Raw genomic sequence first — 25,039 nt, forward strand, 5'->3', positions numbered from 1 at the left:
GAGGGCAGGGGCGGAAGGGGAACGGACGGGGTAGGGAGTCCGTATGGGAACGCGGACGCGGGTACGGGTACGGACACGACACACGACGGTGGCGGCGGTGGCGGCCGTCGCCGCCGTCCTGGGCCTGGCGCCCGGCTGCACCATCACCGGCGCAGGGGACGGCAAGGCGCCCTCCGCCGGCGGACGCGTACTGGCCGTGAAGATCGACAACGTAGGCCCGGCACGCCCGCAGACGGGCCTGGACGCGGCCGACGTGGTGTACGCGGAACAGGTCGAGGCGGGCCTGAGCCGCCTGATGGCGGTGTACGCCGGCCGGCTGCCGCCGGTCATCGGCCCGGTGCGCAGTGCGCGGGAGACCGATCTGGAGCTGCTGAGGCAGTTCGACGATCCGGCTCTCGCCTTCTCCGGGGCGCAGTCCAAGCTCCTGCCGCTGATCTCGGACGCTCCCCTGCGCCCGCTGTCGCCTGGCAAGGCGCCGGGCGACGCCTACTTCCGCGGCGGCGCCAAGCCGGCACCGCACAACCTCTTCGTACGCCCGAAGGCCCTGGACGCCCGTCCGGGCGGGGGCGGCCTGGAGAGCACCGGCTTCGTCTTCGGCCCCCGTCCGAAGGGCGGCACCCCGGAACGTGAACGCACGGTCCGCTTCCCCGCGGCGCGGTTCACCTTCACCTGGTCGGCCGGGCAGGAGCGCTGGCTGGTGTCCATGGACGGTCAGCGGTCCCGCACGTCCGACGGCAAGCCGCTGGCCGCGTCGACGGTCGTCGTGCAGTACGTGCAGGTGCGCCAGTCCCGCTTCCACGACCGCTCGGGCAACATCACGCCGTTCACCGAGACCGTCGGCTCGGGCGAGGCACGGGTCCTGCGGGACGGCCGGGCCTACAAGGCGCGCTGGCAGCGTCCGTCCCCGGACGACGGCACGGAGTTCACCACGGCGGACGGCGGCAAGCGGCTGCCGTTCGCGAAGGGGCAGGTGTGGGTGGTGTACGCGAAGGCGTGAGCCCGGCCGGGCGGGTCAGCCGCCCGCCGCGCCGACGGCCTCCGCGGGATTGCGCAGGCCTTCCGCCGCGTCCGAGACCCGCTGGATCAGGTCGAAGAAGACGCTCTGCTCGGCCGCGGAGAGCGGCCCGAGGAAGACCTGGTTCATCCGGGCCGTCCGTACGGTCAGCTTGCGGTGCGTGCGCTTGCCCTCGTCCGTGAGGTGCAGCAGATACCGGCGGCCGTCCTGCGGGTCGCGCACCTTGTCGAGCAGCTCGCGGCGGATGAGGCGGCTGATGACCTCCGCGATGGTGGACCTGTCGAGACCGACCCGCTCGCCGACGGTGCGCTGGTCGAGGCCGGGCTCGGCGACGAGCGTGTTCAGGACGGCGAACTGGGGCGAGGTGATCTCCTCGGAGACCATCGTGTTCCACAGCAGGTGGTGCGCCTGCTGCAGACGCCGGGCCAGGTGCCCGGGGTGGGTGGTCAGGTCCACCGCGGCCATGATTTCCTCCACTGCCTTCGCCGCCGAGTGCGGCAGATTTTTCGTAGGTGCACTGAACAGTACTCGCCCTTGACGGCCCGGGGAACGAGTGGCAGCGTAAGTTCCACCTCGCAAGAACCTCGAATAAATAGTCAGTGTCCTGATTAATGGGTGGGGCATCGAAGGCCTGGAAGAGATGGGGCTCGACGGATGGACAAGGTGGTGGCCTCGGCCGCCGACGCGGTGGCGGACGTGCCGGACGGCGCGTCGCTCGCGGTGGGCGGGTTCGGTCTCAGCGGCGTGCCCGGCGTGCTGATCGAGGCATTGCACGAGACCGGTGTCTCGGACCTGCGGGTGGTGTCCAACAACTGCGGGGCGATGGAGTCCGGGCTCGCGGTACTGCTCTCGGCGGGCCGCATCGCCCGGGTGACCGGGTCGTACATCGGCGCCAACAAGGAGTTCGCCCGTCAGTACCTCGGCGGTGAGCTGGAGGTGGAGATGATCCCGCAGGGCACGCTCGCCGAGCGGCTGCGGGCCGGAGGATGCGGTATCCCCGCGTTCTACACACCGGCCGGGGTCGGCACCCAGGTCGCCGACGGCGGCCTTCCGTGGCGCTACGACGGCTCGGGCGGCGTCGCGCTCGCCTCGCCCGCCAAGGAGGTGCGCGAGTTCGACGGCGAGGAGTACGTCCTGGAGCACGGCATCCGTACCGACTTCGCGCTCGTACGGGCCGCCAGGGGCGACCGGCACGGGAACCTCGTCTTCAACAAGTCCTCCCGCAACTTCAACCCGCTCGCCGCGATGGCGGGCCGGGTCACGATCGCCGAGGTGGAGGAGCTCGTGGAGCCGGGCGAGATCGACCCCGACGCGGTGCACCTGCCGGGGATCTACGTCCAGCGGGTCGTCGAGCTGACCCCGGAGCAGGCGGCGGACAAGGGAATCGAGCGGCGCACGGTCTCCGCGGCGGCCGCCGGACAGGGGACGGTGAGCGGCTGATGGCCTGGACCCGGGAGCAGATGGCCGCACGCGCCGCCCGCGAGCTGCGCGACGGCCAGTACGTGAACCTGGGCATCGGACTGCCCACACTGATCCCCAACTACCTCCCCGAGGGCGTCGAGGTGGTCCTGGAGTCCGAGAACGGCATCCTCGGCGTGGGCCCGTACCCCACGGAAGCCGAGGTGGACCCGGACTTGATCAACGCGGGCAAGGAGACGGTCACCGTCCTGGCCGGCGCCTCCTACTTCGACTCCGCGCTGTCCTTCGGGATGATCCGCGGCGGGCACATCGATGTCGCGGTGCTCGGCGCGATGCAGGTCTCCGCGCGCGGGGACCTGGCCAACTGGGCGATCCCGGGCAAGATGATCACGGGGATCGGCGGGGCCATGGACCTGGTGCACGGGGCGCGCACGGTGATCGTGGCGATGACCCACACCGCCAAGGACGGCTCCCCCAAGATCCTCGACGAGTGCGCGCTGCCGCTGACGGGCCGGGCCTGCGTGAACCGGATCATCACGGACCTCTGCGTCCTGGACGTCACCGAAACCGGCCTGGAACTGGTCGAGTTGGCTCCCGGCGTCGGCGCGGACGAGGTCATCGCCAGGACCGCCGCACAGGTGCGCGTACCCGAAGCGGTCTCCGTCTCCGCGGTCGACTCCGTTTCCGTCTCCGCTTCCGCCTCAGTCCCCGCCTCCGACGCCGCCCCTGGAGGAGCCTCCTCATGAGCCTGCGTGACGTCTACATCGTCGACGCCGTACGCACCCCCGTCGGCAAGTACAACGGCGCGCTCGCGGGCGTCCGCCCGGACGACCTCGGCGCCCACGCCATCCGCGAACTGCTCGCCCGCACACCGGACCTGGACCCGTCCCGGATCGGCGACGTCTACTTCGGCAACGCCAACGGCGCCGGTGAGGAGAACCGCAACGTCGGCCGCATGGCCGCCCTGCTCGCCGGTCTCCCCGTGACGGTGCCGGGCGTGACCGTCAACCGGCTCTGCGCCTCCGGGCTCGAAGCCGTCATCCAGGCGGCGCGGGCCATCGCGCTCGGCGACGTCTCCATCGCCCTGGCCGGCGGGGTCGAGTCGATGACCCGCGCCCCCTACGTCCTGCCGAAGAGCGACCGCCCCTTCCCCGCCGGGCACACCGAGCTGTACTCCACCACTCTGGGCTGGCGCATGGTCAACCCGAGGATGGAGCCGCAGTGGACGGTCCCGCTGGGCGAGAGCGCCGAACTCATCGCCGACAAGCACGGGATCACGCGTGAGCAGCAGGACGCGTACGCACTCGCCTCGCACCGCAAGGCGGCGCAGGCCTGGCAGGACGGCCTGTTCGACGCGGAGGTGGCGCCGGTCGCCGTCCCGCGGCGCAAGGGCGATCCCGTCAGCTTCGAGCGCGACGAGTCCGTGCGCGCCGACGCGTCGCTCGAAGCGATGGCCAAGCTCAAGCCGTCCTTCCGCGTCGTCGACGGATCGGTCACGCCGGGCAACGCCTCGCCGCTCAACGACGGGGCCGCCGCACTGCTCCTGGTCGACGAGGAGGGGCTGCGCGCGACCGGTCGCGAGCCGCTGGCCCGCGTCTCGGCGTCCGCCGTGTCCGCGATCGAGCCGCACTACTTCGGGCTCGCGCCGGTCGAGGCCGTCAACCGCGCCCTCGCCAAGGCCGGCAGGTCCTACGGCGACCTGAGCACGATGGAGCTGAACGAGGCTTTCGCGGCGCAGGTGCTGGGATGCGTGGCCGAATGGCCCGACCTCGACCCGGACGTCCTGAACCCGCAGGGCGGCGCCATCGCGATCGGGCACCCGCTCGGCGCGTCCGGCGCGCGACTCGCCGGAACCGTCGCCCACCAGCTCGCCCGGCGCGGTTCGGGCACGGGCGTCGCCACCCTCTGCATCGGCGTCGGCCAGGGCCTGGCCCTGGTGCTCGAACGCTGACGCGTGGCGCTTGGCACGTCGCGCTCGAACCGTCGCCCATCACCACCTCTTCCCCCGCAGCACACCGTACTCACGGAGCCGAGAGACATGCCCCTCACCGAACCCCTGCCCGACGGGCTGAGCCAGCAGGAGATAGACACGGAGGTCGCCAAGGCGCAGGCCTCGGCCGCCCCGTCCGATCACCCGCCGCGTGACTATCCCCCGTACCGCAGCAGTCACTTCCGTTTCCCCCGGCAACCGCTGATCCCGCTGAGCGACCCGGAGGCGGTGGAGCTGAGCGGTCCGGCGTTCGGCGTCACCGACGTCACGGCCCTCGACCGCGACCTGACCCGCCAGCACATCGGCGAGCCGCTCGGCGAGCGGATCACCGTGTCCGGCCGTGTCCTCGACCGCGAAGGGCGGCCCGTGCGCGGGCAGTTGGTCGAGCTGTGGCAGGCCAACGCGTCCGGCAGGTACGCCCACCAGCTGGACCAGCACCCGGCGCCGCTCGACCCGAACTTCACGGGCTTCGGCCGCTGCCTGACCGACGACGAAGGCGGATACTCCTTCACGACGATCAAGCCGGGCGCGTACCCGTGGCGCAACCACGTCAACGCCTGGCGTCCCGCGCACATCCACTTCTCGCTCTTCGGCACGGCGTTCACACAGCGCCTGGTGACGCAGATGTACTTCCCCGGCGACCCGCTGTTCGCCTACGACCCCGTCCTGCGCTCGGTCACCGACGAGTCGGCGCGTCAGCGCCTCGTCTGCGCCTACGACCACGATCTCTCCGCCCCCGAGTGGTCGCTCGGCTACCGCTGGGACATCGTGCTCGACGGCCCGTCCGCGACGCTCTTCGAGGAAGGCGACCAGCTCTGATGTCGTACGCTCCCACCCCCTCCCAGACCGTCGGCCCGTTCTACGGCTACGCGCTGCCCTTCCCGCGGGGCGGCGAGGTCGCCCCGGCCGGCCATCCGGACACGATCACCCTGCACGGGTACGTGTACGACGGCGCGGGAAACCCCGTGCCCGACGCCCTCGTCGAGACCTGGCAGCCCGCGCCCGACGGCTCCCGCGCGGGGGCGCCGGGTTCGCTGCGGCACGATCCCGTGACGGGCGAGGTCATCGGCCGTGACGGAGTCGCGTTCACCGGCTTCGGGCGTGTCCCGACCGACGCGGACGGCCACTGGGCGGTGCGTACGCTGCCGCCGGGCGGCGTCTCGTACATCGCGGTGGCCGTGTTCGCGCGCGGCCTGCTCCACCACCTGTACACCCGGGCCTACCTGGTCGACGAGCCGGGCGACGCGCTCCTCGGCGCCCTCGACCCGGCGCGGCGCGCGACGCTCGTCACCCGCCCCGAGGCGGACCGCACGTACCGTTTCGACATCCGCCTTCAGGGCGAGGGCGAAACGGTGTTCCTGGAGTTCAAGTGAGTGGTGAAGTTACGGACGCGGGCCTGCTCTCCCCCGGGCGAGCGGGCTCACCGGCCGAGGCGGCGACGGGCGACACCGCGTTCCTGCGGGCGATGCTGGACGCGGAGTCGGCGCTGACACGGGCTCAGGCGGCGGTGGGCCTGGCCCCGGCAGCGGCGGCAGCGGCCGTCTCCGCCGCTGCCGACGCCGATCGCTTCGACGTACGCGATCTCGCCCTGCGCGCGCGGGCCGGCGGCAATCCGGTGATCCCGCTGGTCGCGGACCTCACGGCCGCGGTGTCCGCGGACGCGGCGCCGTACGTCCATCGGGGCGCCACCAGCCAGGACATCATGGACACGGCGATGATGCTGGTCGCCCGGCGCACGCTGGACCTGATCCTCGCGGACCTGACCCGCACGGAGTCAGCACTCGCCCGCCTCGCGGCGGAACACCGCGACACGGCGATGCCGGGCCGTACCCTGACCCAGCACGCGGTCCCGACGACGTTCGGCCTCAAGGCGGCGGGCTGGCGGTCCGTGGTGCTCGACGCGCGGGACAGGGTACGGCGGGTACATGAGACGCTCCCGGCTCAACTGGGGGGAGCGGCGGGCACGTTGGCGGCTTTCGGGGCGTACCGGGCGCACCCCTCCGACGGCTCCGACGGCTCCGACGGCTCCGACGGCTCCGACGGCTCCGACGGCTCCGACGGCTCCGACGGCTCCGACGGCTCCGACGGCTCCGACGGCATGCTCGGGGACAGGCTCGTGTCTGCCTATGCCCGCGAGCTTGGCCTTGTCGCGCCTGTCCTCCCCTGGCACACCCTTCGTACCCCCATCGCCGACCTCGCCGCCGCTCTCGCCTTCACCGCCGGGGCGCTCGGCAAGGTGGCCGTGGATGTCCTCACCCTGAGCCGCACCGAGATCGCCGAGCTCGTCGAGGGTGCGGGGGGCGGCTCGTCCGCCATGCCGCACAAGGCGAACCCCGTCCGATCCACCCTGGTCGTGGCCGCCGCCCGCCGCGCCCCGGCCCTCGCGGCGACGCTCCACGCGTCGATGGTCGCCGAGGACGAACGCCCGGCGGGCGCCTGGCACGCCGAGTGGGAGGCCCTGCGCGACCTCCTGCGCATCGCGGGCGGCGCGAGCCACCACGCGGCGGAGCTCGCCGGGGATCTCCGGGTCCGCCCGGAGGCGATGCTCGAACACCTCGGCCTCACCCACGGGTTGATCGTCTCCGAACGGCTCACGGCCGAGCTGACCCCGCTCCTGGGCCGGGCCCGCGCGAAGGAACTGCTCACCACGGCGGCCCGCCGCACCCGCGACGAGGGCCGCTCCCTCGCGGAAGTCCTCGCCGAGGAGCCCGGCCTCGCGGCCCTCGACCTCACCGAACTCACCGACCCCGCCCGATACACCGGCTCCGCCGGAACCCTCACGGACCGAGCCCTGGAGCGACGATGACCGCCAAGCTGCCGCACCACACCACCGAGGGCGCACCGGCCGCGCCCGCTCTCCTTCTCGGCTCCTCGGTCGGCACCTCCACCGCCCTGTGGGACGCGGTGGCACCCGAACTCGCCGCCACCCACCGGGTCGTACGGTGGGACCTGCCCGGTCACGGCAAGTCCCCCGCCGATCTGATCGCCCCCGGGGCGACCGTCGCCGACCTGGCCGCACTCGTCCTCGCGCTCGCCGACTCCCTGGGCATCGACCGCTTCGCCTACGCCGGCGTATCCCTCGGCGGCGCCGTCGGCCTGCACCTGGCCGCGCACCATCCGGAGCGGGTGGAGAGCCTCGCCGTGATCTGCTCGTCGGCACACTTCGGCGGCAGCGCCCGCTGGGAGGAGCGCGCCGCGCTCGTGCGCCGCGAAGGCCTCGCCACCCTGGCGGAGAGCGCGCCCGACCGCTGGTTCACGTCCGGTTTCACCGTCCCGCGACTGGTGGACGACCACCGGAACACCGATCCCGGCGCGTACGCCGCGTGCTGCGACGCGCTGGCGGCGTACGACATCAGGGACGCCCTCGCGACGATCACCGCGCCGACGCTCGTCGTCGCGGGCCGCGAGGACCCGGCGACGCCGCCCGCCCACGCCCGCGAGATCGCCGACGCGGTGCCCGGCGCCTCCCTCACCGAACTCGCGGGCGCCTCCCATCTGGCCCCGGCGGAGCGACCTGAGGCCGTGACCGCCGCGCTGCGCACGCATCTGACGGGGGCGGCCGCGAGCGGGATGGCCGTACGGCGCGCGGTCCTTGGCGACGCGCACGTGGACCGCGCGCAGGGGAACACCACGCCCTTCACGGCCCGCTTCCAGGACTTCATCTCGCGCTATGCCTGGGGCGAGATCTGGACCGACCCGACCCTCGCGCACCGCGAACGCAGCATGATCACGATGACCGCCCTCGTCGCGCACGGCCACTACGACGAGCTGGTCATGCACGTCCGGGCGGCCCGCCGCAATGGCCTCACCCCGGAGGAGATCGGCGCGGTGCTGCTCCAGACGGCGGTCTACTGCGGCGTTCCCGCGGCCAATTCGGCGTTCGCTGTGGCGCAGCGGGTGCTCGCCGAGGAGTAGCTGTCACGGGCACCGTTTAGGCTGCTGCTGATCAGGGGGCAAGGGGATCAGGGGAGCAGGGGGGACGAAAGCCGATGAATCACGCGTCTGAGGTGTTCCAGCCGTTGCAGGCGGACGATCCGCCCATGGTGGCCGGTTACCGCCTCGCCGCCCGGATCGGCGCGGGAGGCATGGGCCGGGTCTATCTCTCGCACACGCAGGGCGGCCGGCCGGTCGCGATCAAGGTGGTGCGACCCGAGCTGGCCGACGATCCAGCCTTCCGGCGGCGGTTCAGCCGGGAGATCAAGGCGGCCCAGCGGGTCCGCGGCGCCTACACGGCCGAGCTGATCGACGCCGACGCGGACGGTGTACCGCCCTGGCTTGCCACCCTGTACGTGCCCGGCCCCTCCCTCTCGGACGCCGTCGCCCGGAGCGGTCCGCTGCCGGTGCCCGCGGTGCTGTGGCTGATGGCGGGCGTCGCCGAGGCGCTGCAAGCGATCCACGGTGCGGGCATCGTGCACCGGGACCTGAAGCCGTCGAACGTGCTCCTCGCCTCCGACGGACCGCGCGTCATCGACTTCGGCATCTCGTTGACCTCAAGTGCCACATCGCCGCACACGGTGACGGGCACCGCCGCGGGAACGCCCCAGTTCATGGCCCCCGAGCAGGCATCCGTGGGCGAGGTCACAGCAGCCACCGACGTCTTCGCGCTCGGCCAGACGGCGGCGTTCGCCGCGCTGGGCGAGCCGCTGTACGGGGACGGCCCCTCGGTGAGCGTGCTGTACCGGATCGTGCACTCGGAGCCCGATCTCTCGCTGCTGCCGGCGCAGCTCCGCCCGCTGTTCGCCCGCTGCCTGGCCGCCGATCCGGCACAGCGGGCGACCCTGGCGGAGATCGTCGACTGGTGCGGGAAGCGGCTCGGCGGGGACACCGCCGCGGGCGCGGGGCCCGCCGTCTGGCGTCAGATAACCGGCCCGGAGGTGCGGGTCCCGGCGCCGGTCCCCCACCCGACCCGGCCGCACACGCAGCCGATGGCCCCACCGTCGCCGTACGCGCCGCCGCTGTCAGCACCGCCGCTGTCCGCGCCTCTGCTGTTCGCGCCGCCGCAGCCGACGCTCCCGACGGAGTCGGACAAGCGGCGGGCCCGCCGAAGACGCAACGCGTTCATCACGGCCGGCGTGACGGCGGGCGCGCTGCTGCTCGCGGGCATGACGTGGACGGTCGTGGACGCGACGGACGTACTGCGCAAGCAGGGCGCGTCCTCGGAGTCCGGTTCCGGGTCGTCCGACCGGTCGTCGACGTCTGGCTCCGCGTCCGGGGGGACTTCCGGAGAGGGCGAGAACTCCTCGTCCGGCGGCGGGAGTTCAGGCTCCGGCGACAAGGGCGGCCGGGCGGCGGACGGATCGCGCTCCTCCTCGGACGAATCCTCCGACGGCACCTCCGGAAGCTCCTCCGACGACTCGTCGAGCGCGTCCACGAAGCCGCAGGCCGTCGCGTACCCCCAGCAATGGTTCGACGAGAAGAACTCGGTGAGCCTGCGAGAGCCGGTCAACCGCAAGGATCGCAAGGGCGACATCCGCTTCACGTGCGGCCAGGACAGCTGCTCGCTGGAGAGCGACAAGAGCCTGATCACCCCGCTGTTCGGCAAGCCGGGAGCCACCTTCGATTCCTGCCGCACCCTCCTCGAGGGCGCCGACAGCCACGACCTGCCGCTGGCCGCGGTGGCGGCCGGCAGCGAGATCTGCGTGCGCAACCCCGCGGGCGACATCGCGCTGCTCGTGGTCCAGGTGAAGTCGACCGCGATGCCGCAGGACGGGGTCGGCTTCCTGACCGCGGACATGACGGTCTGGCGGGCGCGCTAGCCGGACGCCGGCGGGGTCCGGCGACCGGGTGCCCGGCCCCGCCCGCACCTAGGTGGCGCTTCGCTCGCTCGCCTCGCGGAACCGCCGCTCCATCGCGTCGACGAACGGGTCGTCGCCCGGCCGGCCCGCCCTTAACAGACGCCACCACTGGTCGATGCTCCAATTGGCCGGTTCCGTCGCGCCGATGAATTCCTCCACGAGCGAGAGGAAGCGCGCCGGGTCGGCGTGAAAAGGGAAGTGCCCGGCGCCCTCGAAGATTTCGAGGCGGCTGTCGGGCATCGCCTCGTGCGCGGTGAACGCGTGGTCCACCGGCAGGACGCCGTCCCGGTCGCCCCAGACGAGGAGCGTGGGCATGCCCTGGGCGAGGTAGCAGCGGTCCAGCATGGTGACCACCTGGCCGCGCCAGTCGACGACGGACCGCAGCGTGCGGATGAACGCGGCCCGCGCCCATACGTCGGGCAGCGCGTCGACCAAGCCCATGAGTTCGGGCGCGTCCTGCCCCAGGCTGGTGTCGAGCAGCCGGAGCAGCGCGACGACCGCCCGTACCGGCAGTCCGGCGCCGGGCAGTCCGAGCAGCGAGAGCAGCAGCGCGGCACCGGGCAGCGAGACACCCCGCAGTACGGGGGAAACCTGCGGTCCCACGCCGCCCGTGCTCACCAGGACGAGCCGGTCGACGCGCTCGGGGAACTGGTAGGCGAACTGCATCGCGACGCCGCCGCCGAACGAGTGCCCGACCAGGGTGACCCGGTCGACGCCGAGGACGCCGAGCAGATCCCGGACGCCGTTGGCGTACGCGGCCACCGAGTAGTCGGCGCGCGGCTTCTCCGATGCGCCGTGCCCGAGCAGGTCGGGGGCGATGACCGTGTGGTTGCGGGCGAGTTGGGGAATCAGCCGGGACCACGTCGCCGACGAGTCGCCGATGCCGTGGAGCAGCAGAATCGCGGGCCCCTCACCGGCGATGCGGTACGCCCGCCGGTAGCCGTGCACGGTGCAGAACCGCAGGGCGGCCTCGCTCTCGTCGCCGGTGGGAAGCCGCCTGGGCTGGAAGGGCAGGATCCGCGCCATGGGCCGGAGTGTAGGCGGACGGCGCCGATGAGTGGTTTCGGATGGGTTTCGGGTGGCGCAATACGGACGTAACCGCGAAAGAGACTATGCGGCCTCGTAGAACCCCAGGGACATGACGATATCGGCGACGACCAGACGCTCCGTCAGGTCGTCGCCGATGTCCGTTCCGTACGAGCCGAAGACCAAGTGCGGGAAGACCTGCGGTGGGCGGCTCGGTGGGGGTCGCCGTGGTCTCGACGGTCGCCGCCGCGGGGATCGGCGGCGGGACAAGCGGCGGGTTCTCCGACGCGTTCATGGTGTGCGCCGCCGTCGCACGGCTGTCCGGGGGCGGCTGTCCGGGCGGGGCGTGCGCATCCTGCCCGGTTTGGCCGGTTAAGTTGCCCGGTGACCATGCGATGTATCGAGTTACGCGGCCAGTGAGGACTCTGCCACTGTGACGGGAGCCGGAGCACCCGGACGGGCGCTGCCCCTGACGCTGATCGCCGTGCTTCTGGTGGTCGTCCAGCGCTTCGCGTACGGGGTCAGCGAACCCGCGTACGGCGCGCAGTCCCGTACACCGCCGGCCACGGCTCCGTACGCGCAGTGCGGCGAGGACACCCACCCCGGCGAGACCTCCGAGCGCTTCCGGACCCGCGGCCGGCCGCACTGCCGCGACCTCGCGCCCGATACGGCACCGCAGTTGCGCGCGGACACGGTCACGGCCCCGGACGACGGCACGCGCGCGTGGCGCCCCGTTGCCGTCGCCCACCGCGAGACGAGACCCGCGGGCCGCGAGCTGCCGGCCCTCCTCCAGGTCTTCCGCTGCTGATCGGCTCCTCCGGCACGTCCGTTCCGTCAGGCCATCCCGCCCGACGCGTACGCCATGCCGGACCCGGACACCGGTCCACGTCACACCGATGCGCCCCCACGGCGCTCAGGAGTCACCGACATGCAGCCTTTCCCTGCCTCCGTACTCGACCGCGCCCGCTCCGTGTTCAGGGCACGCGACAGCGCACGGCCCGATTTCATCGCCTCCGTCGTCGTCTTCCTCGTCGCCCTGCCCCTCTGTCTCGGCGTGGCCGTCGCCTCCGGGGTGCCCGCCGAACTCGGCCTGGTCACCGGCATCGTCGGGGGGCTCGTCACCGGCCTGCTGCCCGGCAGCAGCCTCCAGGTCAGCGGTCCCGCCGCGGGACTGACCGTCCTGGTCCACGAAGCCGTACGGGAGTACGGGCTCGCGGCCCTCGGCGCCCTCGTGTTCACCGCCGGGATTCTCCAGCTCGCCATGGGCGCCCTCCGGCTCGGCCGCTTCTTCCGCGCCATCTCCGTGGCCGTCGTGGAGGGCATGCTGGCCGGGATCGGGCTGCTCCTGATCGCCGGGCAGTTGTACGCCATGGCCGACCGCGAGGCGCCGGCGAGCGGCCTCGCAAAGATCGCGGGGCTGCCGGGGATGCTCACCGGGATCATCGGCTCGGAGCGCGCCCTGACCGCCTTCGGGCTGGGCGCCGGCACCATCGCCGTGCTCGTGTTCTGGGGCAGGCTCCCCGCGAAGGTCCGCGTGGTGCCGGCGCCGCTCGCCGCGGTGGCGCTCGCCATGGCCGCCTCGCTGCTCTTCTCCCTGCCGGTGGCCACGGTCGACGTGCAGGGGCTCGTCGCGGCCGTACAGCCTCCGGACGCCGCCGCGTTCGGGGGCCTCCTGAGCCCCGGCGCCATCGGCACCGTCCTCGCCTTCGCCCTGATCGCGTCGGCGGAGAGCCTGTTCAGCGCGGCGGCGGTGGACCGTATGCACGGCGGTCCGCAGACCTCGTACGACAAGGAGCTGATCGCGCAGGGCGCGGGCAACACGGTGAGCGGGCTGCTCGGCGCCCTGCCGATGACCGCCGTCATCGTCCGCAGCTCGGCCAACGTGCGGGCGGGCGCACGCACGAAGGCGTCCCGCGTCCTGCACGGAGTCTGGCTGCTCCTGTTCGCCGCGCTGCTGCCCGGCGCGCTCGGCCTCATCCCCGTCGCGGCCCTCGCGGGCGTTCTCGTGCACGCCGGAAGCAAGCTGGTCCCCGTACGGCAGTTGGCGAAGCTGTGGCGCGAGCACCGCGGCGAGGCCGTCGTCCTGGTCGTCACGGCCGTGGCGATCGTTTCGGTGAACATGTTCGAGGGGGTCCTGATCGGCCTTGTCCTCGCCGTCATGAAGATTGCCTGGGAGACGCCGCACGCGCGCGTGGAGGTCGCCGACAAGGGGACGGGCCCGATCCGCGTATCCCTGACGGGCCACGCCACGTTCCTCTGCCTCCCCAAGCTCCTGGACGCACTCGAATCCCTGCCCCGGGACCGCCCTATCGAACTCGACCTCGCGGGACTACGACATCTGGACCACGCCTGCCGGACGTCCCTGGAGACGTGGACTGCGCGGCACAGCGCGGCGGGTACGGCGCCGGTGTGGGTGAGGACCGGGGTTTGACGGGGGCCTTCTGGGTGGGGGCCTCTTTGCGGTAGCGGGGCCCTCCTGCGGCGCTCCCCCTCACCTGGCCCCGTATACGCGCTGCGGTGCCTCCGCTTCTGTCAGGAGTTTCAGCGCCGTGTCGCCCGCCTCGGCGGGGGTCCAGCGTGCCCCCTTGTCGGCCGTCGGGCCCGGCCGCCAGCCCTCCATGACGGTGATGCGGCCCGCTTCGGCCTCGAAGACACGGCCCGTGACACCGGCGGACGCCTCGGAGCCGAGCCACACCACGACCGGTGACACGTTCTCCGGAGCCATCGCGTCGAAGCCGCCGTCCTCGGGCGCGGCCATGGTCTGTGCGAAGGTCTGCTCCGTCATCCGTGTCCGCGCGGCGGGCGCGATCGCGTTGACCCGCACTCCGTAGGAGGCGAATTCGGCGGAGGCGACCATGGTGAGGCCGAGAATCCCGGCTTTGGCCGCGCTGTAGTTCCCCTGCCCGACGCTCCCCAGAAGGCCCGCACCGGAGCTGGTGTTGACCACGCACGCGTGCCGCGCGCGCCCCGTCTTCGCCTCCCCGCGCCAGTACGCCGCCGCATGCTTGAGCGGCAGGAAGTGACCCTTCAGATGTACGCGCATCACCGCGTCCCAGTCGTCCTCGTCGAGGTTGACCAGCATGCGGTCCCGCAGGAACCCCGCGTTGTTGACCAGGGTGTCCAGATGGCCGTACGTGTCGATCGCGGCCCGGACCAGGGATGCCGCGCCTTCGGAGGTGGCGATGTCACCGCCGTGCGCGACGGCTTCGCCGCCCGCCGCGTGGATCTCCCCGACGACGTCGTGCGCGGGCCCGCCGGACGCACCGGATCCGTCGGGCCCCACGCCGAGGTCGTTGACGACGACCTTGGCGCCCTCGGCGGCGTACGCGCGCGCGTGCGCACGGCCGAGGCCCCGGCCCGCCCCCGTGACGATCACGACGCGGCCCGCACAGATGCCCGTGCCCGGCTTGTTGGCTGCGGTCATGCAGAACTCCACTCCTCGGCCGTGCGGATCTTCTCGGTCGTGCGGAACTTCTCGGTCGTGACGCTCTTCTCGGATGCGTGCGGTGGTTCAGTGGTTGGCGGGCGCGGCGTCCAGGAACGCGGGGCGCTCGCCGCCTCCGTGCAGATGCAGCGCGGCCCCGCTGATGTAGCGCGCGCCCTCGGAGGCGAGGAAGACGCAGGCGTCCCCGACGTCCGACGGATCGGCGAGGCGCCCCAGCGGAACAGTGCGGGCGACCGCCGCGACGCCGTCCTCGTCGCCGTAGTGCAGATGGGCGCTCTCGGTGCGGGCCAGGCCCAGCACGACGGTGTTCACCCGCACCTCCGGCGCCCATTCGACGGCCATCGTGCGCGCGAGGTTCTCCAGGCCCGCCTTGGCCGCGCCATAGGCGCCGGTGCCGGGTGAGGGCCGGGAGCCGCTGACGCTCCCGATCATGGTGATGCTGGCCGCGCCTGCGCCCACGCCCGCACCCGCGCCAGCCCCCCGGCCGGTTTCCGGTCCCGTCTTCTGACCCCTCATCACCTCGTACGCCGCCAGGGACGCGTACAGCGGGGCCAGCAGGTTGAGTTCGACGATCTTGGCCTGGCGGGCGGGCGCGGACTCGGCGAGCAGTCCGAAGGGCGTGCCTCCCGCGTTGTTCACCAGCGCGTCGAGGCGCCCGTGATCGGCGGCCACCCCGGCGAAGAACGCGTGCGCCGCCTCCGCGTCACGCAGGTCGACGGGCCGGAACTCGGCTACTGCTCCCGCCGCTTCGACCGGGCGCTCCGGCGGTCTGCGGGCACAGACGACGACTCGCGCCCCAACGGCGAGAAAGCTGCGGGCTATGCCGGCGCCCACGCCTCGGGTGCCGCCGGTGACGACGACCACCTGTCGGGTGTCAGTCATCGCTGCTACCTTTCCAACTAACAAATGTTTGGTTGAAGGGCCTGGTTGAAAGGTAGCGGATCTGCTGATGTCTGTCTCCACCTCAACCCCGGACAAGGGCGTCGCCGTCGTCACGGTCGACTTCCCGCCCGTCAACGCCCTGCCGGTGCAGGGGTGGTATGACCTGGCGGCCGCGGTGCGCGAGGCGGGCCGCGATCCCGGCACGCGCTGCGTCGTCCTCGCCGCCGAGGGCCGCGGTTTCAACGCGGGCGTCGACATCAAGGAGATGCAGCGCGACAGCGGCCACAGCGCGCTGATAGGCGCCAACCGCGGTTGTTATGAGGCGTTTTCGGCGGTGTATGACTGCGAGGTGCCGGTCGTGGCCGCGGTGCACGGCTTCTGCCTGGGCGGCGGCATCGGCCTGGTGGGCAACGCGGACGCGATCGTGGCGAGCGAGGACGCGACCTTCGGCCTGCCCGAGCTCGACCGCGGCGCGCTCGGCGCCGCGACGCACCTCGCCCGCTTGGTGCCGCAACATCTGATGCGCGCCCTGTACTACACCTCGCGCACCGCCACGGCAGCCGAGCTGCACGCACACGGCTCGGTGTGGCAGGTCGTTCCTCGGGCGGAACTGCGCCACGCGGCACTGGAGCTGGCCCGCGAGATCGCCCGGAAGGATGGGACGCTGCTGAGGTTGGCCAAGGCGGCGATCAACGGCATCGACCCCGTCGACGTACACCGCAGCTACCGCTTCGAGCAGGGCTTCACCTTCGAGGCGAACCTGAGCGGCCTGGCCGACCGCATCCGCGAGGACTTCGGACAGGGCCCCGGCAAGGAGCAAGAACCCGGTCAGGAGCAGGACCCCCGTAAGGAGCAGGAATCCCTCAAGGAAGAGCGCGAGGAAGCGAAGGGCAGGGCATGAGGGACAAGACCATGACGCCCGACGCGATCGTGGGGCGGCTGCGGAGCGGGATGACGCTCGGCATCGGCGGCTGGGGGTCGCGCCGCAAGCCCATGGCGCTGGTGCGGGCCCTGCTGCGGTCCGGGATCACGGACCTCACCGTCGTTTCGTACGGCGGCCCGGACGTCGGCCTGCTCGCCGCGGCCGGCAAGATCCGCAAACTGGTCACGGCGTTCACGACGCTCGACTCGATCCCCCTGGAGCCGCACTTCCGCGCGGCACGCGAGCGTGGCGCCTTCGAACTCGTCGAGCTGGACGAGGCGATGTTCATGCAGGGCCTGACGGCCGGCGCCCAGCGGCTGCCGTTCCTGCCCATCCGCGCGGGCCTCGGCTCGGACGTCCTGCGGGTCAACCCCCGGCTGCGCACGATCACTTCGCCGTACGAGGACGGGGAGGAGCTGGTCGCGGTACCCGCCCTGCGCCTTGACGCGGCACTGGTCCACCTGAACCGCGCCGACCGCCTGGGCAACGCCCGGTACCTGGGCCCCGATCCGTACTTCGACGACTTGTTCTGCGAGGCGGCCGACACGGCGTACGTGTCGTGCGAGCGCGTCGTCGAGACGAGCGAGCTCACCGGGCAAGCGCCGCCGCAGAGCATGCTGATATCCCGGCACGCCGTGACGGGCGTGGCCGAGACACCCAAGGGCGCGCACTTCACCTCGTGCGTGCCGGACTACGACCGCGACGAAGCCTTCCAGAAGGCATACGCGACCGCGGCGGGTGACCCGGATGCCTGGAAGGAATTCGAGGAACGCTTCCTGCTCGGCACCGAGCAGGACTACCAAGCGGCTGTGCAGACCTGGCACAAGGAGCAGCTATGACGCAGACCGACCCGACGGCGGCGAGCACCGCTTCTGATGCGCCTTCTGACGCGACTTCCGACGCGACCGCCGTCACCCGCGCCGAGTACTGCGTGATCGCCTGCGCCGAGGCCTGGCGGGACGCCGGTGAGATCCTCGCGTCTCCCATGGGCACGGTCCCGTCGATCGCCGCCCGCCTGGCCAAGCTGACCTTCTCGCCGGACCTGCTGCTCACGGACGGGGAGGCGCTGCTGATCGGCGACGTGCCCCCAGTGGGGGCGCCATCGGCGGTGACGGAGGGCTGGCTGCCGTACCGCAGGCATCTGACGATGGTCATGGGCGGCAGGCGTCACGTGATGATGGGCGCGAGCCAGATAGACCGCTTCGGGAACCAGAACATCTCCTGCATCGGCGACTGGGAGCGACCCGCGCGCCAGCTGCTCGGGGTGCGCGGGGCGCCGGTCAACACGATCAACAACCCGGTGAGTTACTGGATACCGCGGCACTCGAAGCGTGTGTTCGTCGAGAAGGTCGACATGATCAGCGGCGTCGGATACGACAGTGCCGCGGCGGCCGGCCCCTCCGCGACCCGCTTCCACGATCTGCGCCGGGTCGTCTCGGACCTCGGCGTCTTCGACTTCGGGGCGCCGGATCACGCGATGCGCCTGGTGTCCCTGCATCCGGGCGTGCGGGCCGAGCAAGTACGCGCGGCGACCGGATTCCCGCTAGTCGCGGCGGACGACGTGCCCTGCACCCGCGAGCCGACCCCGCGGGAACTGCGGCTGATCCGTGAGGTGGTGGACCCGAAGGGCCTGCGCGAGCGCGAGGTGCGTTCATGACGTCGGCTGCGGCACGCATGGAGACGGCGCTGACGCGTCTTGTCGGCGTCCGGCACCCGATCGTGCAGACCGGCATGGGCTGGGTGGCGGGCCCCCGCCTGGTCTCCGCGACGGCGAACGCGGGCGCCCTCGGCGTCCTGGCCTCCGCCACGATGACCGTGGAGCAGCTGCGTTCCGCCGTCCGAGAGGTCAAGTCCCGTACGGGAGAGCCCTTCGGGGTCAACCTCCGGGCCGACGCGGGCGACGCCCGTGAGCGGGTGCGGGTCATAGTCGACGAGGGAGTGCGCGTCGCGTCCTTCGCGCTCGCCCCCTCCGAGGAACTGATCGCGGAGCTGAAGGACGCCGGGGTGGTCGTCATCCCGTCCATCGGCGCGCGCCGGCATGCCGAGAAGGTCGCAGCCTGGGGTGCGGACGCGGTCGTCGTGCAGGGCGGTGAGGGCGGCGGGCATACGGGCGAGGTCGCGACGACCGTGCTGTTGCCGCAGGTCGTGGACGCCGTGGACATTCCGGTGATCGCGGCGGGCGGCTTCTTCGACGGACGGGGCCTCGTCGCCGCGCTCGCTTATGGTGCGGCGGGGGTCGCGATGGGCACGCGTTTCCTGCTGACGTCGGACTCGACGGTTCCGGACGCGGTCAAGGCGCGCTATCTGGCCGCTTCGGTCAAGGACGTCACGGTGACCACGCGGGTGGACGGCCTCCCGCACCGGATGCTGCGGACGGAGCTGGTCGCTTCCCTGGAGAAGTCGGGGCGCGCGGCGTCCCTCGCGCGGGCCGTCCGGCATGCCGCCGCGTTCCGGAAGCTGTCCGGGATGAGCCGACGGGAGATGATCCGGGACGGCCTCGCGATGCGGCACGGCAAGGGGATGACGTGGAGTCAGGTCCTGCTTGCCGCGAATACGCCCATGATGTTGAAGTCCGCGATGGTGGACGGGCTCCCGGAGGCGGGAGTCATGGCCTCCGGCCAGGTGGCGGGGATCATCGAGGACTTGCCCTCGTGCGAGGAGCTGATCTCGGGCGTGATGGCAGAGGCCATCGAGGTGCTGGCCCGCCTGCCATCCCTCACCCTCTCCAGCGAACGCCCTCTCCAGCGCTGAATCCCCGTTCCCAGCACCGAATCCCCGTCCCCGGCGCCGAGCCTCGCCTCGCCTCGCCCGCGAGAAGAGCTGAGTGCCCGCCCCGGAAACCCAGGAGCGGCCGCGTCCGAATCGCGTGCGCGTGGGGTAAGGCTGCGCTGCTTACACCCCCACCATTTCCAGGGACGCCCGCGCTCTGGCGGCCAGGCCGTCCGCGCCGCAGGATTCGGCCAGGGCCAGGCCCCGCGCCAGTTCGCTCGCGGCCCCCGCCGCTATTCCGTACTCGACCCTGGCGACCGCGTGCTCGTAGGCGCACGGCGACGCCTCCAGGCAGGCGACGGCGCGTGCGTACAGTTCGACCGCACGCGGCCCGCTCTCCAGGGCCGCCGCGCACCGCAGCGCTTCTCCGATCGCGGTTTCCGTACCGAAGAGTTCCGCCTGGATCCGTACGTCCTTGACCAGCTCGGCGGCACGCCGCGGGTCCTCCAGGGCGAGAACGCGGGAGAGGTCGTTCGCCCAGGGGGCGACGATCGTGTTGTAGCGACCGCGTTCGTTCGCCGTCTTCGCCGCCACCTCCAGTTCGGCGACGCCCTCCGCCCGCCGTCCCGTGGCGATCAGCAGCCGGCCTCGCACGGAGTGGATGTCGGGCAGGAAGATCGTCGAGGGGTAGGGCGGCGCGATGCCGTAGTGATCGGCGATCTCCTGCGCCTCGCCGACCTTGCCGCGGGCGAGCAGCGTCTCGATGAGCTTGCACGCGGCGTCCCAGTGCATCGGGAGCCCGCTGCCCACACGGTCGGACAGGCGCAGGCTCTCCCGCAGCGAGGCCTCCGCCTCGTTGAGACGGCCGCGCCTGCGGTGCACCAGGCCCAGCCAGGCCTTGGCGACGGCCAGATGACCGCCGCTCCAGCCCGCGGCCTCGTAGGCGCGGACCCCTTCGGCGAAGACGCTCTCGGCGCGGTCGAGGCGGTCGGTGAAGATGTACGAGCCGCCGAGCATGGTCAGGAGCTCGAAGCCCCACTCCGTGTCGGTCCAGCCGAGGCCGGGCGCGAGGCGGCCGTTGACGAGGACGCGGTCACAGAGTTCGACGATCTCCTCCGCGTTCTCCCCGCGGGTCATGGCGTCGAAGGCACGCAGGATCAACAGCGCACGCTCGGAGTTGTCACGTCCTTGCAGCGGCCCCGCGAGTGCGGCAAGGCGGCGTGAGCGTCCCGTCGCGTCCTCCTCGCGCGGGTGGATGCCCTCCCACATGTAGTGGACGCCCTGTAGACGCATCCGGTCAGGCCCTGGCTCGAGTCGCGCAGCCTCGGCGTCCACGACGCGCAAGGCCTCCTCCAGCTGGTCGTTGTGCACCAGTGCCTGGGACAGGCGGCAGACGGCGTCCACTCTCAGCCTGCGGTCGTTCCCTGCCGCCTGGAGGGCCTCGCGCAGGTGGCCGATGGTCGTGGCGGGTGAGGTCAGGAGCGTGGCGCAGCCCAGCTCATAGAGCACGCGCGCGTGGAGCTCGGGCAGCGGCGGTTCCCGCAGGGCGCGTTCGAGGCAGCGCCGGGCCGCGTCCGGCGCACCGACGGCGAGATGCTCGGCCGCCGCCTCGCGCAGCTGGTCGACCAGTTCGGGGTCGTCGTCCGGGTGGACTTCGAGGAGGTGCCGGGACGCGGCCGCCGGGCCACGCCCCGACAGCGTGACGGCCCAGGCGGCCTGGCCGTGCATGGCGGTGCGGGTGGCGGGCGGGATCGAGCGGTAGACGGTGCTGGCGATGAGCGGGTGGACGAACTCAAGGCCCTCTTCCCCGCCGAGCAGGATGCGCGCGGCGCGCAGCCGCTCCGCACACCGCTCGGCCTTCTCGCGGGGCAGCCCCGCGAGCGAGGCGGCGAGGTCGTGCGAGATGGCGGTGCCCAGGATCGCCGCCGCCCACGCGAACCGCGTGACGTCCGTGCCGAGTCCTTCGAGGCGGGCGACGAGGCCGCGGCCGCGCGCCGTTCGGTTCAGGGCGCGCAGTTCGCCTGCGGAGCTCTCCACCGGCTCCAGCTCGCTGTCCTGCACCTTGGCGAGCAGTTCCACGGATTCGTACGGGTTGCCGCCGGTGACCGCCCATACCTCGCGGCAGAACGGGGCGTCGGCGTGCTCGCCGAGGGTGGCGCGGGTGAGCCCGGCCGCCGCGTCCGGGGTGAGCGCGCGCAGGGGCGGCGAGGGGCGGGCCGCCGCGCCGACCGCCGCGAGGTGGCGGGCGCTTTCGCCGGTGGCTTCGTCCGGGCGGTGGGCGACCACCACGAGGACGGGCAGTTCGCCCAGGCGCTGGGCGAACGCGGCCAGCCAGTGCAGGGTCTCCTGGTCGGCCCAGTGCGCGTCGTCGATGAGCAGGACGAGCGGCCAGTGCAGTCCCGCGAGCCGCACGACCGCCTCGACGAGGCCGTCGCACACTCCCTGCGGATCGGCCTGCGTGCCGCCCGGCTCGGCTATGCCGAGCGCGGGGCCCGCGATGGCGTACCAGTCGCCGAGATACTCCCTGGCCTCTTCGGGCGTGAGGGCGACGAGCACCGACTGCAGCAGTTGTCGTACGACATTGAAGGGGACGGAGGTCACGGTCTCACCGCCCCGCGCGGACCACACGGTGGCCCTCCCCTGTGCGATGCGTCGCACCTCGGCGAGCAGGGCCGTCTTGCCGATGCCCGCCTCGCCCTGGAAGACCAGCAGCCCGCCCGCGGTCGTCGAGTCGGAACACAGCTCGTCAACGGCGCGTGCGACCGCGGCAAGCTCCGCGTCGCGCTCCCACAGCGGGGCCCAGGTGGCACCTCCGGGCCGTCCCTGTGTCATCGCGCTACCTCCCGAGGTCGCTCAATCGACGTACAGACATCGAGACTAGCTGGGGATGGCGCCTCACGGTGCGGGGTCCGGCAGGCAACTCCCGCAACGAGTGAGGGAAGAGCCGGGAAGTGGCCGGGGGCGGGCCCGTGGAGCGGGGCCCGGTCAGAGGCGCTCGATGATGGTCACGTTCGCCTGGCCGCCGCCTTCGCACATGGTCTGGAGCCCGAACCGGCCTCCGGTGCGCTCCAGTTCGTGCAGGAGCGTGGTCATCAGTTTGACGCCGGTCGCGCCGAGCGGATGGCCGAGAGCGATCGCTCCGCCGTTGACGTTGACCTTCTCCGGGTCGGCACCGGTCTCCTTGAGCCAGGCCAGGACGACGGGTGCGAAGGCTTCGTTGATCTCGACGAGGTCGATGTCCCCGATGCTCATGCCGGTCTTCTTGAGGGCGTATGCGGTGGCGGGGATGGGGGCGGACAGCATCCGGATCGGGTCCTCGCCGCGCACGGAGAGGTGGTGGATGCGGGCGCGGGGCGTCAACCCGTGTTCGCGCACGGCCCGTTCGCTCGCGACGAGCAGCGCGGCGGCGCCGTCCGAGACCTGTGAGGAGCAGGCGGCGGTGATGGTGCCTTCGTCCAGGACCGGTTTGAGGCCCGCCATCTTCTCCAGGGTCGTGTCGCGGCGCGGGCCCTCGTCGGTGGCCACCTGCCCATAGGCGGTGAGTTCGCGGTCGAAGCGGCCTTCGTCGATGGCGCGGACGGCCCGCTGGTGCGAGCGGAGCGCGAACTCCTCCATGTCACGGCGGGTTATGCCCCACTTCTCGGCGATCAGCTGGGCGCCGTGGAACTGGTTGACGGGCCGGTCTCCGTAGCGAGCGCGCCAGCCCTCGCTGCCCGTGTAAGGGCCTTCGGTGAGGCCGAGCGGTTCGGCGGCCTGCCGGGAGGCGAAGGCGATGGGGATCATCGACATGTTCTGGGTGCCGCCCGCGACGACGAGGTCCTGTGTGCCGGACAGGACGCCCTGCGCCGCGAAGTGCACGGCCTGCTGGGAGGAACCGCACTGCCGGTCGATCGTCACGCCGGGCACCTCTTCGGGTAGCCCTGCCGCGAGCCAGGAGGTCCGGGCGATGTCCCCGGCCTGCGGGCCGACCGTGTCCAGGCAGCCGAAGACGACGTCCTCGACGGCGGCGGGGTCGATTCCGGTGCGCTCGACGAGTGCCGTGAGGACATGGGCCCCCAGGTCGGCGGGGTGGACGGCCGAGAGACCGCCCTTGCGCCTGCCGACGGGCGTACGGACCGCTTCGACGATGTAGGCCTCGGCCATGACTGCGTACTCCTCGTGCTCCTCGGTCGGTGCGGTCGCCGGTCGACGACGCGCGCTCTACGTGGTGCGTACGGCGATGCCGTCCAGGACCATCGAGAGGTACTGGCGGGCGATCTCCTCGGGGCTGTGGCCGCCGCCGGGGCGGTACCAGGACGCGGCGACCCAGACGGTGTCGCGGACGAAGCGGTAGGCGAGCCGGATGTCCAGGTCCTCGCGGAAGACATGTTCCGCCACTCCGCGCTCCAGTGTCGTCAGCCACGTCTTCTCGAAGCGCTGCTGCGAGTCCGTCAGGTACTGGAAGCGGGCCTGGGCGACCAGGTGCCTGGACTCCTTCTGGTAGATGGCGACGGCGGAGCGATGCCGGTCGATCTCCCGGAAGGACTCGGTGACGAGCGCCTCCAGGGTCTCGCGGGGGCCGAGGCGCGACTGGAGCACGGTGTCGTACCCGTCCCACAGCTCGGTGAGGAAGGTCGAGAGGATCTCTTCGAGCATCGACTCCTTGGAGTCGAAGTGGTAGTAGAGGCTGCCGGCGAGCATGCCGGCGGCGTCCGCGATCTTGCGGACCGTGGTCGCGTTGTACCCCTGCTCGGCGAAGACGTCGGCCGCGATGGCGAGGAGTTCACCGCGGCGCTCCGGCGAGGGACTCACCGCGGCCTTCTTGGCGGGAGCCTGCTTGACGGCGGCCTTAGTGGCGGGAGCCTGCTTGGCCGGTGACTTCTTGGCGGGTGCCTTCTGCGTGCTGGTGGTGGGGCCGGTGCTCGTGCTGTTCTGGTTCGGTTTCGACACACGGTCATTCTCCGCCTAGGCGTGCTGATTGCTGACCGAGACCGTCTCCCCCGTCATGTACGAGGAGTACTCACTGGCGAGGAAGACGATGACGTTGGCTATCTCCCAGGGCTCGGCACAGCGCCCGAACGCCTCGCGCGCGGTGAGCTCTTCGAGCAGCTCCGGCGAGGTGACCTTGGCGAGGTGCGGGTGCATGGCGAGGCTGGGCGACACCGCGTTGATCCGTATGCCATGGGGGGCGGACTCAACGGCGGCGCAGCGGGTGAGGGCCATGACGCCGGCCTTCGCGGCGGCGTAGTGCGCCTGGCCCGCCTGGGCGCGCCAGCCGAGCACCGAGGCGTTGTTCACGATCACGCCGCCCCGGCCGGCGGCCCGCATGCGGCGCAGGGCGGCTCTGGTGGAGCGGAACGTGCCGTTCAATGTCACGTCGATGACCTTGTCCCACTGCTCGTCGGTCATCTCGGCGAGCTCGGCGGTGCCGCCGAGTCCCGCGTTGTTCACGACGACGTCCAGGCCGCCGTGGCAGTGCTCCGCCAAGTCGTAGAGCCCCTGGACCGCGGCCTCGTCCGTGACGTCGCACGGCGTCCCGTCGACCCGGTCGGCGCCGAACTCCCCGGCCAGCGCCTCCACCGTCTCCTTCGTGCGGCGCGGGTGGGCGTCGCCTATGACGACGCGCGCGCCCTCTTCCAGGAAGCGCCGGGCGGTGGCGCCGCCGATGCCGGCTCCGGCCGCGGCGGTGATGACGGCGGTGCGGCCCGCGAGCAGACCGTGCCCCGGCACATACGCGGGTGCGTCCATGCTCGGCCCCCTCAGCTCTCGACTCGCTCTCGACGACTGACTCGAACTCAGGGTAATCTACCAAACACTTGTTAGGGAAGGCCGCAGGAGAAGAGCCGGCGGAGAAGCC

23 protein-coding genes are annotated in these 25,039 nt (G+C 72.1%); 15 read left to right on the forward strand and 8 right to left on the reverse strand.

Annotation, left to right across the window (positions count from 1 at the left end):
* The first annotated feature begins 43 nt into the window (after positions 1 to 43).
* Positions 44 to 997, forward strand: a complete 954-nt coding sequence (locus IE226_RS09710) for a DUF3048 domain-containing protein (protein WP_190080670.1) — start codon at positions 44 to 46, stop codon at positions 995 to 997.
* A 15-nt stretch (positions 998 to 1,012) separates the two neighbouring features.
* Here IE226_RS09710 and IE226_RS09715 read toward each other — a convergent pair whose 3' ends face one another.
* Positions 1,013 to 1,480 (reverse strand): MarR family winged helix-turn-helix transcriptional regulator, encoded by a 468-nt coding sequence (locus IE226_RS09715; RefSeq protein ID WP_190080671.1) that lies wholly within the window; start codon positions 1,478 to 1,480, stop codon positions 1,013 to 1,015.
* A gap of 189 nt (positions 1,481 to 1,669) precedes the next feature.
* Between IE226_RS09715 and IE226_RS09720 the strand changes: the two genes are divergently transcribed.
* The 8 genes from IE226_RS09720 to IE226_RS09755 all read left to right on the forward strand — a co-directional run bounded on the left by IE226_RS09720 (position 1,670) and on the right by IE226_RS09755 (position 10,180).
* On the forward strand, positions 1,670 to 2,455 hold the full coding sequence (locus tag IE226_RS09720) for a CoA transferase subunit A (RefSeq protein ID WP_190080672.1): 786 nt from the start codon (positions 1,670 to 1,672) through the stop codon (positions 2,453 to 2,455).
* Complete coding sequence (locus tag IE226_RS09725; protein ID WP_190080673.1) at positions 2,455 to 3,180, forward strand: CoA transferase subunit B; 726 nt, start codon at positions 2,455 to 2,457, stop codon at positions 3,178 to 3,180. The genes IE226_RS09720 and IE226_RS09725 overlap by 1 nt, the downstream gene beginning before the upstream one ends.
* A 2-nt stretch (positions 3,181 to 3,182) precedes the next feature.
* Positions 3,183 to 4,385, forward strand: coding sequence for a thiolase family protein (locus tag IE226_RS09730; protein WP_190080980.1), 1,203 nt, complete (start codon positions 3,183 to 3,185; stop codon positions 4,383 to 4,385).
* Positions 4,386 to 4,472: 87 nt separating this feature from the next.
* Entirely contained in the window at positions 4,473 to 5,243 is a 771-nt protein-coding gene (gene pcaH / locus IE226_RS09735) for a protocatechuate 3,4-dioxygenase subunit beta (RefSeq protein ID WP_190080674.1), read from the forward strand.
* Positions 5,243 to 5,797, forward strand: a complete 555-nt coding sequence (pcaG, locus tag IE226_RS09740) for a protocatechuate 3,4-dioxygenase subunit alpha (RefSeq protein WP_190080675.1) — start codon at positions 5,243 to 5,245, stop codon at positions 5,795 to 5,797. The genes pcaH and pcaG overlap by 1 nt, the downstream gene beginning before the upstream one ends.
* The gene (locus tag IE226_RS09745; protein ID WP_190080676.1) at positions 5,794 to 7,230 is read left to right on the forward strand and encodes a lyase family protein; all 1,437 of its coding nucleotides are present in this window, start codon (positions 5,794 to 5,796) and stop codon (positions 7,228 to 7,230) included. The genes pcaG and IE226_RS09745 overlap by 4 nt, the downstream gene beginning before the upstream one ends.
* On the forward strand, positions 7,227 to 8,339 hold the full coding sequence (gene pcaDC, locus IE226_RS09750) for a bifunctional 3-oxoadipate enol-lactonase/4-carboxymuconolactone decarboxylase PcaDC (RefSeq protein ID WP_190080677.1): 1,113 nt from the start codon (positions 7,227 to 7,229) through the stop codon (positions 8,337 to 8,339). The genes IE226_RS09745 and pcaDC overlap by 4 nt, the downstream gene beginning before the upstream one ends.
* A gap of 74 nt (positions 8,340 to 8,413) precedes the next feature.
* Entirely contained in the window at positions 8,414 to 10,180 is a 1,767-nt protein-coding gene (locus IE226_RS09755) for a serine/threonine-protein kinase (RefSeq protein ID WP_190080678.1), read from the forward strand.
* A 48-nt stretch (positions 10,181 to 10,228) separates the two neighbouring features.
* Here the strand turns inward: IE226_RS09755 and IE226_RS09760 are convergent, their stop codons facing one another.
* Positions 10,229 to 11,245, reverse strand: coding sequence for an alpha/beta fold hydrolase (locus IE226_RS09760; RefSeq protein ID WP_190080679.1), 1,017 nt, complete (start codon positions 11,243 to 11,245; stop codon positions 10,229 to 10,231).
* A gap of 433 nt (positions 11,246 to 11,678) precedes the next feature.
* Between IE226_RS09760 and IE226_RS09765 the strand changes: the two genes are divergently transcribed.
* Positions 11,679 to 12,053, forward strand: a complete 375-nt coding sequence (locus IE226_RS09765) for a hypothetical protein (protein ID WP_190080680.1) — start codon at positions 11,679 to 11,681, stop codon at positions 12,051 to 12,053.
* A gap of 120 nt (positions 12,054 to 12,173) precedes the next feature.
* The gene (locus IE226_RS09770) at positions 12,174 to 13,676 is read left to right on the forward strand and encodes a SulP family inorganic anion transporter (protein ID WP_190080681.1); all 1,503 of its coding nucleotides are present in this window, start codon (positions 12,174 to 12,176) and stop codon (positions 13,674 to 13,676) included.
* Between the two features lie 60 nt (positions 13,677 to 13,736).
* Here the strand turns inward: IE226_RS09770 and IE226_RS09775 are convergent, their stop codons facing one another.
* Positions 13,737 to 14,669 (reverse strand): SDR family oxidoreductase, encoded by a 933-nt coding sequence (locus IE226_RS09775; protein WP_190080682.1) that lies wholly within the window; start codon positions 14,667 to 14,669, stop codon positions 13,737 to 13,739.
* 87 nt (positions 14,670 to 14,756) lie between these two features.
* A complete protein-coding gene (locus IE226_RS09780; protein ID WP_190080683.1) occupies positions 14,757 to 15,572 on the reverse strand; it encodes an SDR family oxidoreductase in 816 nt (271 codons plus the stop codon).
* 67 nt (positions 15,573 to 15,639) lie between these two features.
* On the opposite strand from IE226_RS09780, the gene IE226_RS09785 reads away from it, so the two are divergent.
* Genes IE226_RS09785 through IE226_RS09800 form a run of 4 tightly spaced genes read left to right on the forward strand, consistent with a single transcriptional unit; the run spans position 15,640 to position 19,245 of the window.
* Entirely contained in the window at positions 15,640 to 16,473 is an 834-nt protein-coding gene (locus tag IE226_RS09785) for an enoyl-CoA hydratase family protein (RefSeq protein WP_190080684.1), read from the forward strand.
* Complete coding sequence (locus IE226_RS09790) at positions 16,470 to 17,333, forward strand: CoA transferase subunit A (protein ID WP_190080685.1); 864 nt, start codon at positions 16,470 to 16,472, stop codon at positions 17,331 to 17,333. The genes IE226_RS09785 and IE226_RS09790 overlap by 4 nt, the downstream gene beginning before the upstream one ends.
* The gene (locus IE226_RS09795) at positions 17,330 to 18,151 is read left to right on the forward strand and encodes a CoA-transferase subunit beta (protein WP_190080686.1); all 822 of its coding nucleotides are present in this window, start codon (positions 17,330 to 17,332) and stop codon (positions 18,149 to 18,151) included. The genes IE226_RS09790 and IE226_RS09795 overlap by 4 nt, the downstream gene beginning before the upstream one ends.
* A gap of 17 nt (positions 18,152 to 18,168) precedes the next feature.
* A complete protein-coding gene (locus tag IE226_RS09800) occupies positions 18,169 to 19,245 on the forward strand; it encodes an NAD(P)H-dependent flavin oxidoreductase (protein WP_229870763.1) in 1,077 nt (358 codons plus the stop codon).
* A gap of 141 nt (positions 19,246 to 19,386) precedes the next feature.
* Here the strand turns inward: IE226_RS09800 and IE226_RS09805 are convergent, their stop codons facing one another.
* The 4 genes from IE226_RS09805 to IE226_RS09820 all read right to left on the reverse strand — a co-directional run bounded on the left by IE226_RS09805 (position 19,387) and on the right by IE226_RS09820 (position 24,930).
* Entirely contained in the window at positions 19,387 to 22,035 is a 2,649-nt protein-coding gene (locus tag IE226_RS09805) for an ATP-binding protein (protein ID WP_190080688.1), read from the reverse strand.
* Positions 22,036 to 22,188: 153 nt separating this feature from the next.
* The gene (locus IE226_RS09810) at positions 22,189 to 23,346 is read right to left on the reverse strand and encodes an acetyl-CoA C-acetyltransferase (protein ID WP_190080689.1); all 1,158 of its coding nucleotides are present in this window, start codon (positions 23,344 to 23,346) and stop codon (positions 22,189 to 22,191) included.
* 57 nt (positions 23,347 to 23,403) lie between these two features.
* Entirely contained in the window at positions 23,404 to 23,994 is a 591-nt protein-coding gene (locus tag IE226_RS09815) for a TetR/AcrR family transcriptional regulator (RefSeq protein ID WP_190080981.1), read from the reverse strand.
* A 153-nt stretch (positions 23,995 to 24,147) separates the two neighbouring features.
* Positions 24,148 to 24,930: an SDR family oxidoreductase gene (locus IE226_RS09820; RefSeq protein ID WP_190080690.1), complete on the reverse strand. Its 783-nt coding sequence runs from the start codon at positions 24,928 to 24,930 to the stop codon at positions 24,148 to 24,150.
* Between the last annotated feature and the right edge of the window lie 109 nt (positions 24,931 to 25,039).

This window comes from Streptomyces longisporoflavus (assembly GCF_014649775.1).
Taxonomy (GTDB): domain Bacteria; phylum Actinomycetota; class Actinomycetes; order Streptomycetales; family Streptomycetaceae; genus Streptomyces; species Streptomyces longisporoflavus.

Bases quoted from the DNA above. Each gene is read 5' to 3' on its own strand.
- IE226_RS09725 (WP_190080673.1), top strand. From the start codon at position 2,455: ATGGCCTGGACCCGGGAGCAGATGGCCGCACGCGCCGCCCGCGAGCTG.
- IE226_RS09755 (WP_190080678.1), top strand. From the start codon at position 8,414: ATGAATCACGCGTCTGAGGTGTTCCAGCCGTTGCAGGCGGACGATCCG.
- IE226_RS09805 (WP_190080688.1), bottom strand. From the start codon at position 22,035: ATGACACAGGGACGGCCCGGAGGTGCCACCTGGGCCCCGCTGTGGGAG.
- pcaG (WP_190080675.1), top strand. From the start codon at position 5,243: ATGTCGTACGCTCCCACCCCCTCCCAGACCGTCGGCCCGTTCTACGGC.
- pcaH (WP_190080674.1), top strand. From the start codon at position 4,473: ATGCCCCTCACCGAACCCCTGCCCGACGGGCTGAGCCAGCAGGAGATA.
- IE226_RS09795 (WP_190080686.1), top strand. From the start codon at position 17,330: ATGACGCAGACCGACCCGACGGCGGCGAGCACCGCTTCTGATGCGCCT.
- IE226_RS09820 (WP_190080690.1), bottom strand. From the start codon at position 24,930: ATGGACGCACCCGCGTATGTGCCGGGGCACGGTCTGCTCGCGGGCCGC.
- IE226_RS09715 (WP_190080671.1), bottom strand. From the start codon at position 1,480: ATGGCCGCGGTGGACCTGACCACCCACCCCGGGCACCTGGCCCGGCGT.
- IE226_RS09710 (WP_190080670.1), top strand. From the start codon at position 44: ATGGGAACGCGGACGCGGGTACGGGTACGGACACGACACACGACGGTG.
- IE226_RS09770 (WP_190080681.1), top strand. From the start codon at position 12,174: ATGCAGCCTTTCCCTGCCTCCGTACTCGACCGCGCCCGCTCCGTGTTC.
- IE226_RS09780 (WP_190080683.1), bottom strand. From the start codon at position 15,572: ATGACTGACACCCGACAGGTGGTCGTCGTCACCGGCGGCACCCGAGGC.
- IE226_RS09800 (WP_229870763.1), top strand. From the start codon at position 18,169: ATGGAGACGGCGCTGACGCGTCTTGTCGGCGTCCGGCACCCGATCGTG.
- IE226_RS09775 (WP_190080682.1), bottom strand. From the start codon at position 14,669: ATGACCGCAGCCAACAAGCCGGGCACGGGCATCTGTGCGGGCCGCGTC.
- IE226_RS09810 (WP_190080689.1), bottom strand. From the start codon at position 23,346: ATGGCCGAGGCCTACATCGTCGAAGCGGTCCGTACGCCCGTCGGCAGG.
- pcaDC (WP_190080677.1), top strand. From the start codon at position 7,227: ATGACCGCCAAGCTGCCGCACCACACCACCGAGGGCGCACCGGCCGCG.
- IE226_RS09790 (WP_190080685.1), top strand. From the start codon at position 16,470: ATGAGGGACAAGACCATGACGCCCGACGCGATCGTGGGGCGGCTGCGG.
- IE226_RS09785 (WP_190080684.1), top strand. From the start codon at position 15,640: ATGTCTGTCTCCACCTCAACCCCGGACAAGGGCGTCGCCGTCGTCACG.
- IE226_RS09760 (WP_190080679.1), bottom strand. From the start codon at position 11,245: ATGGCGCGGATCCTGCCCTTCCAGCCCAGGCGGCTTCCCACCGGCGAC.
- IE226_RS09720 (WP_190080672.1), top strand. From the start codon at position 1,670: ATGGACAAGGTGGTGGCCTCGGCCGCCGACGCGGTGGCGGACGTGCCG.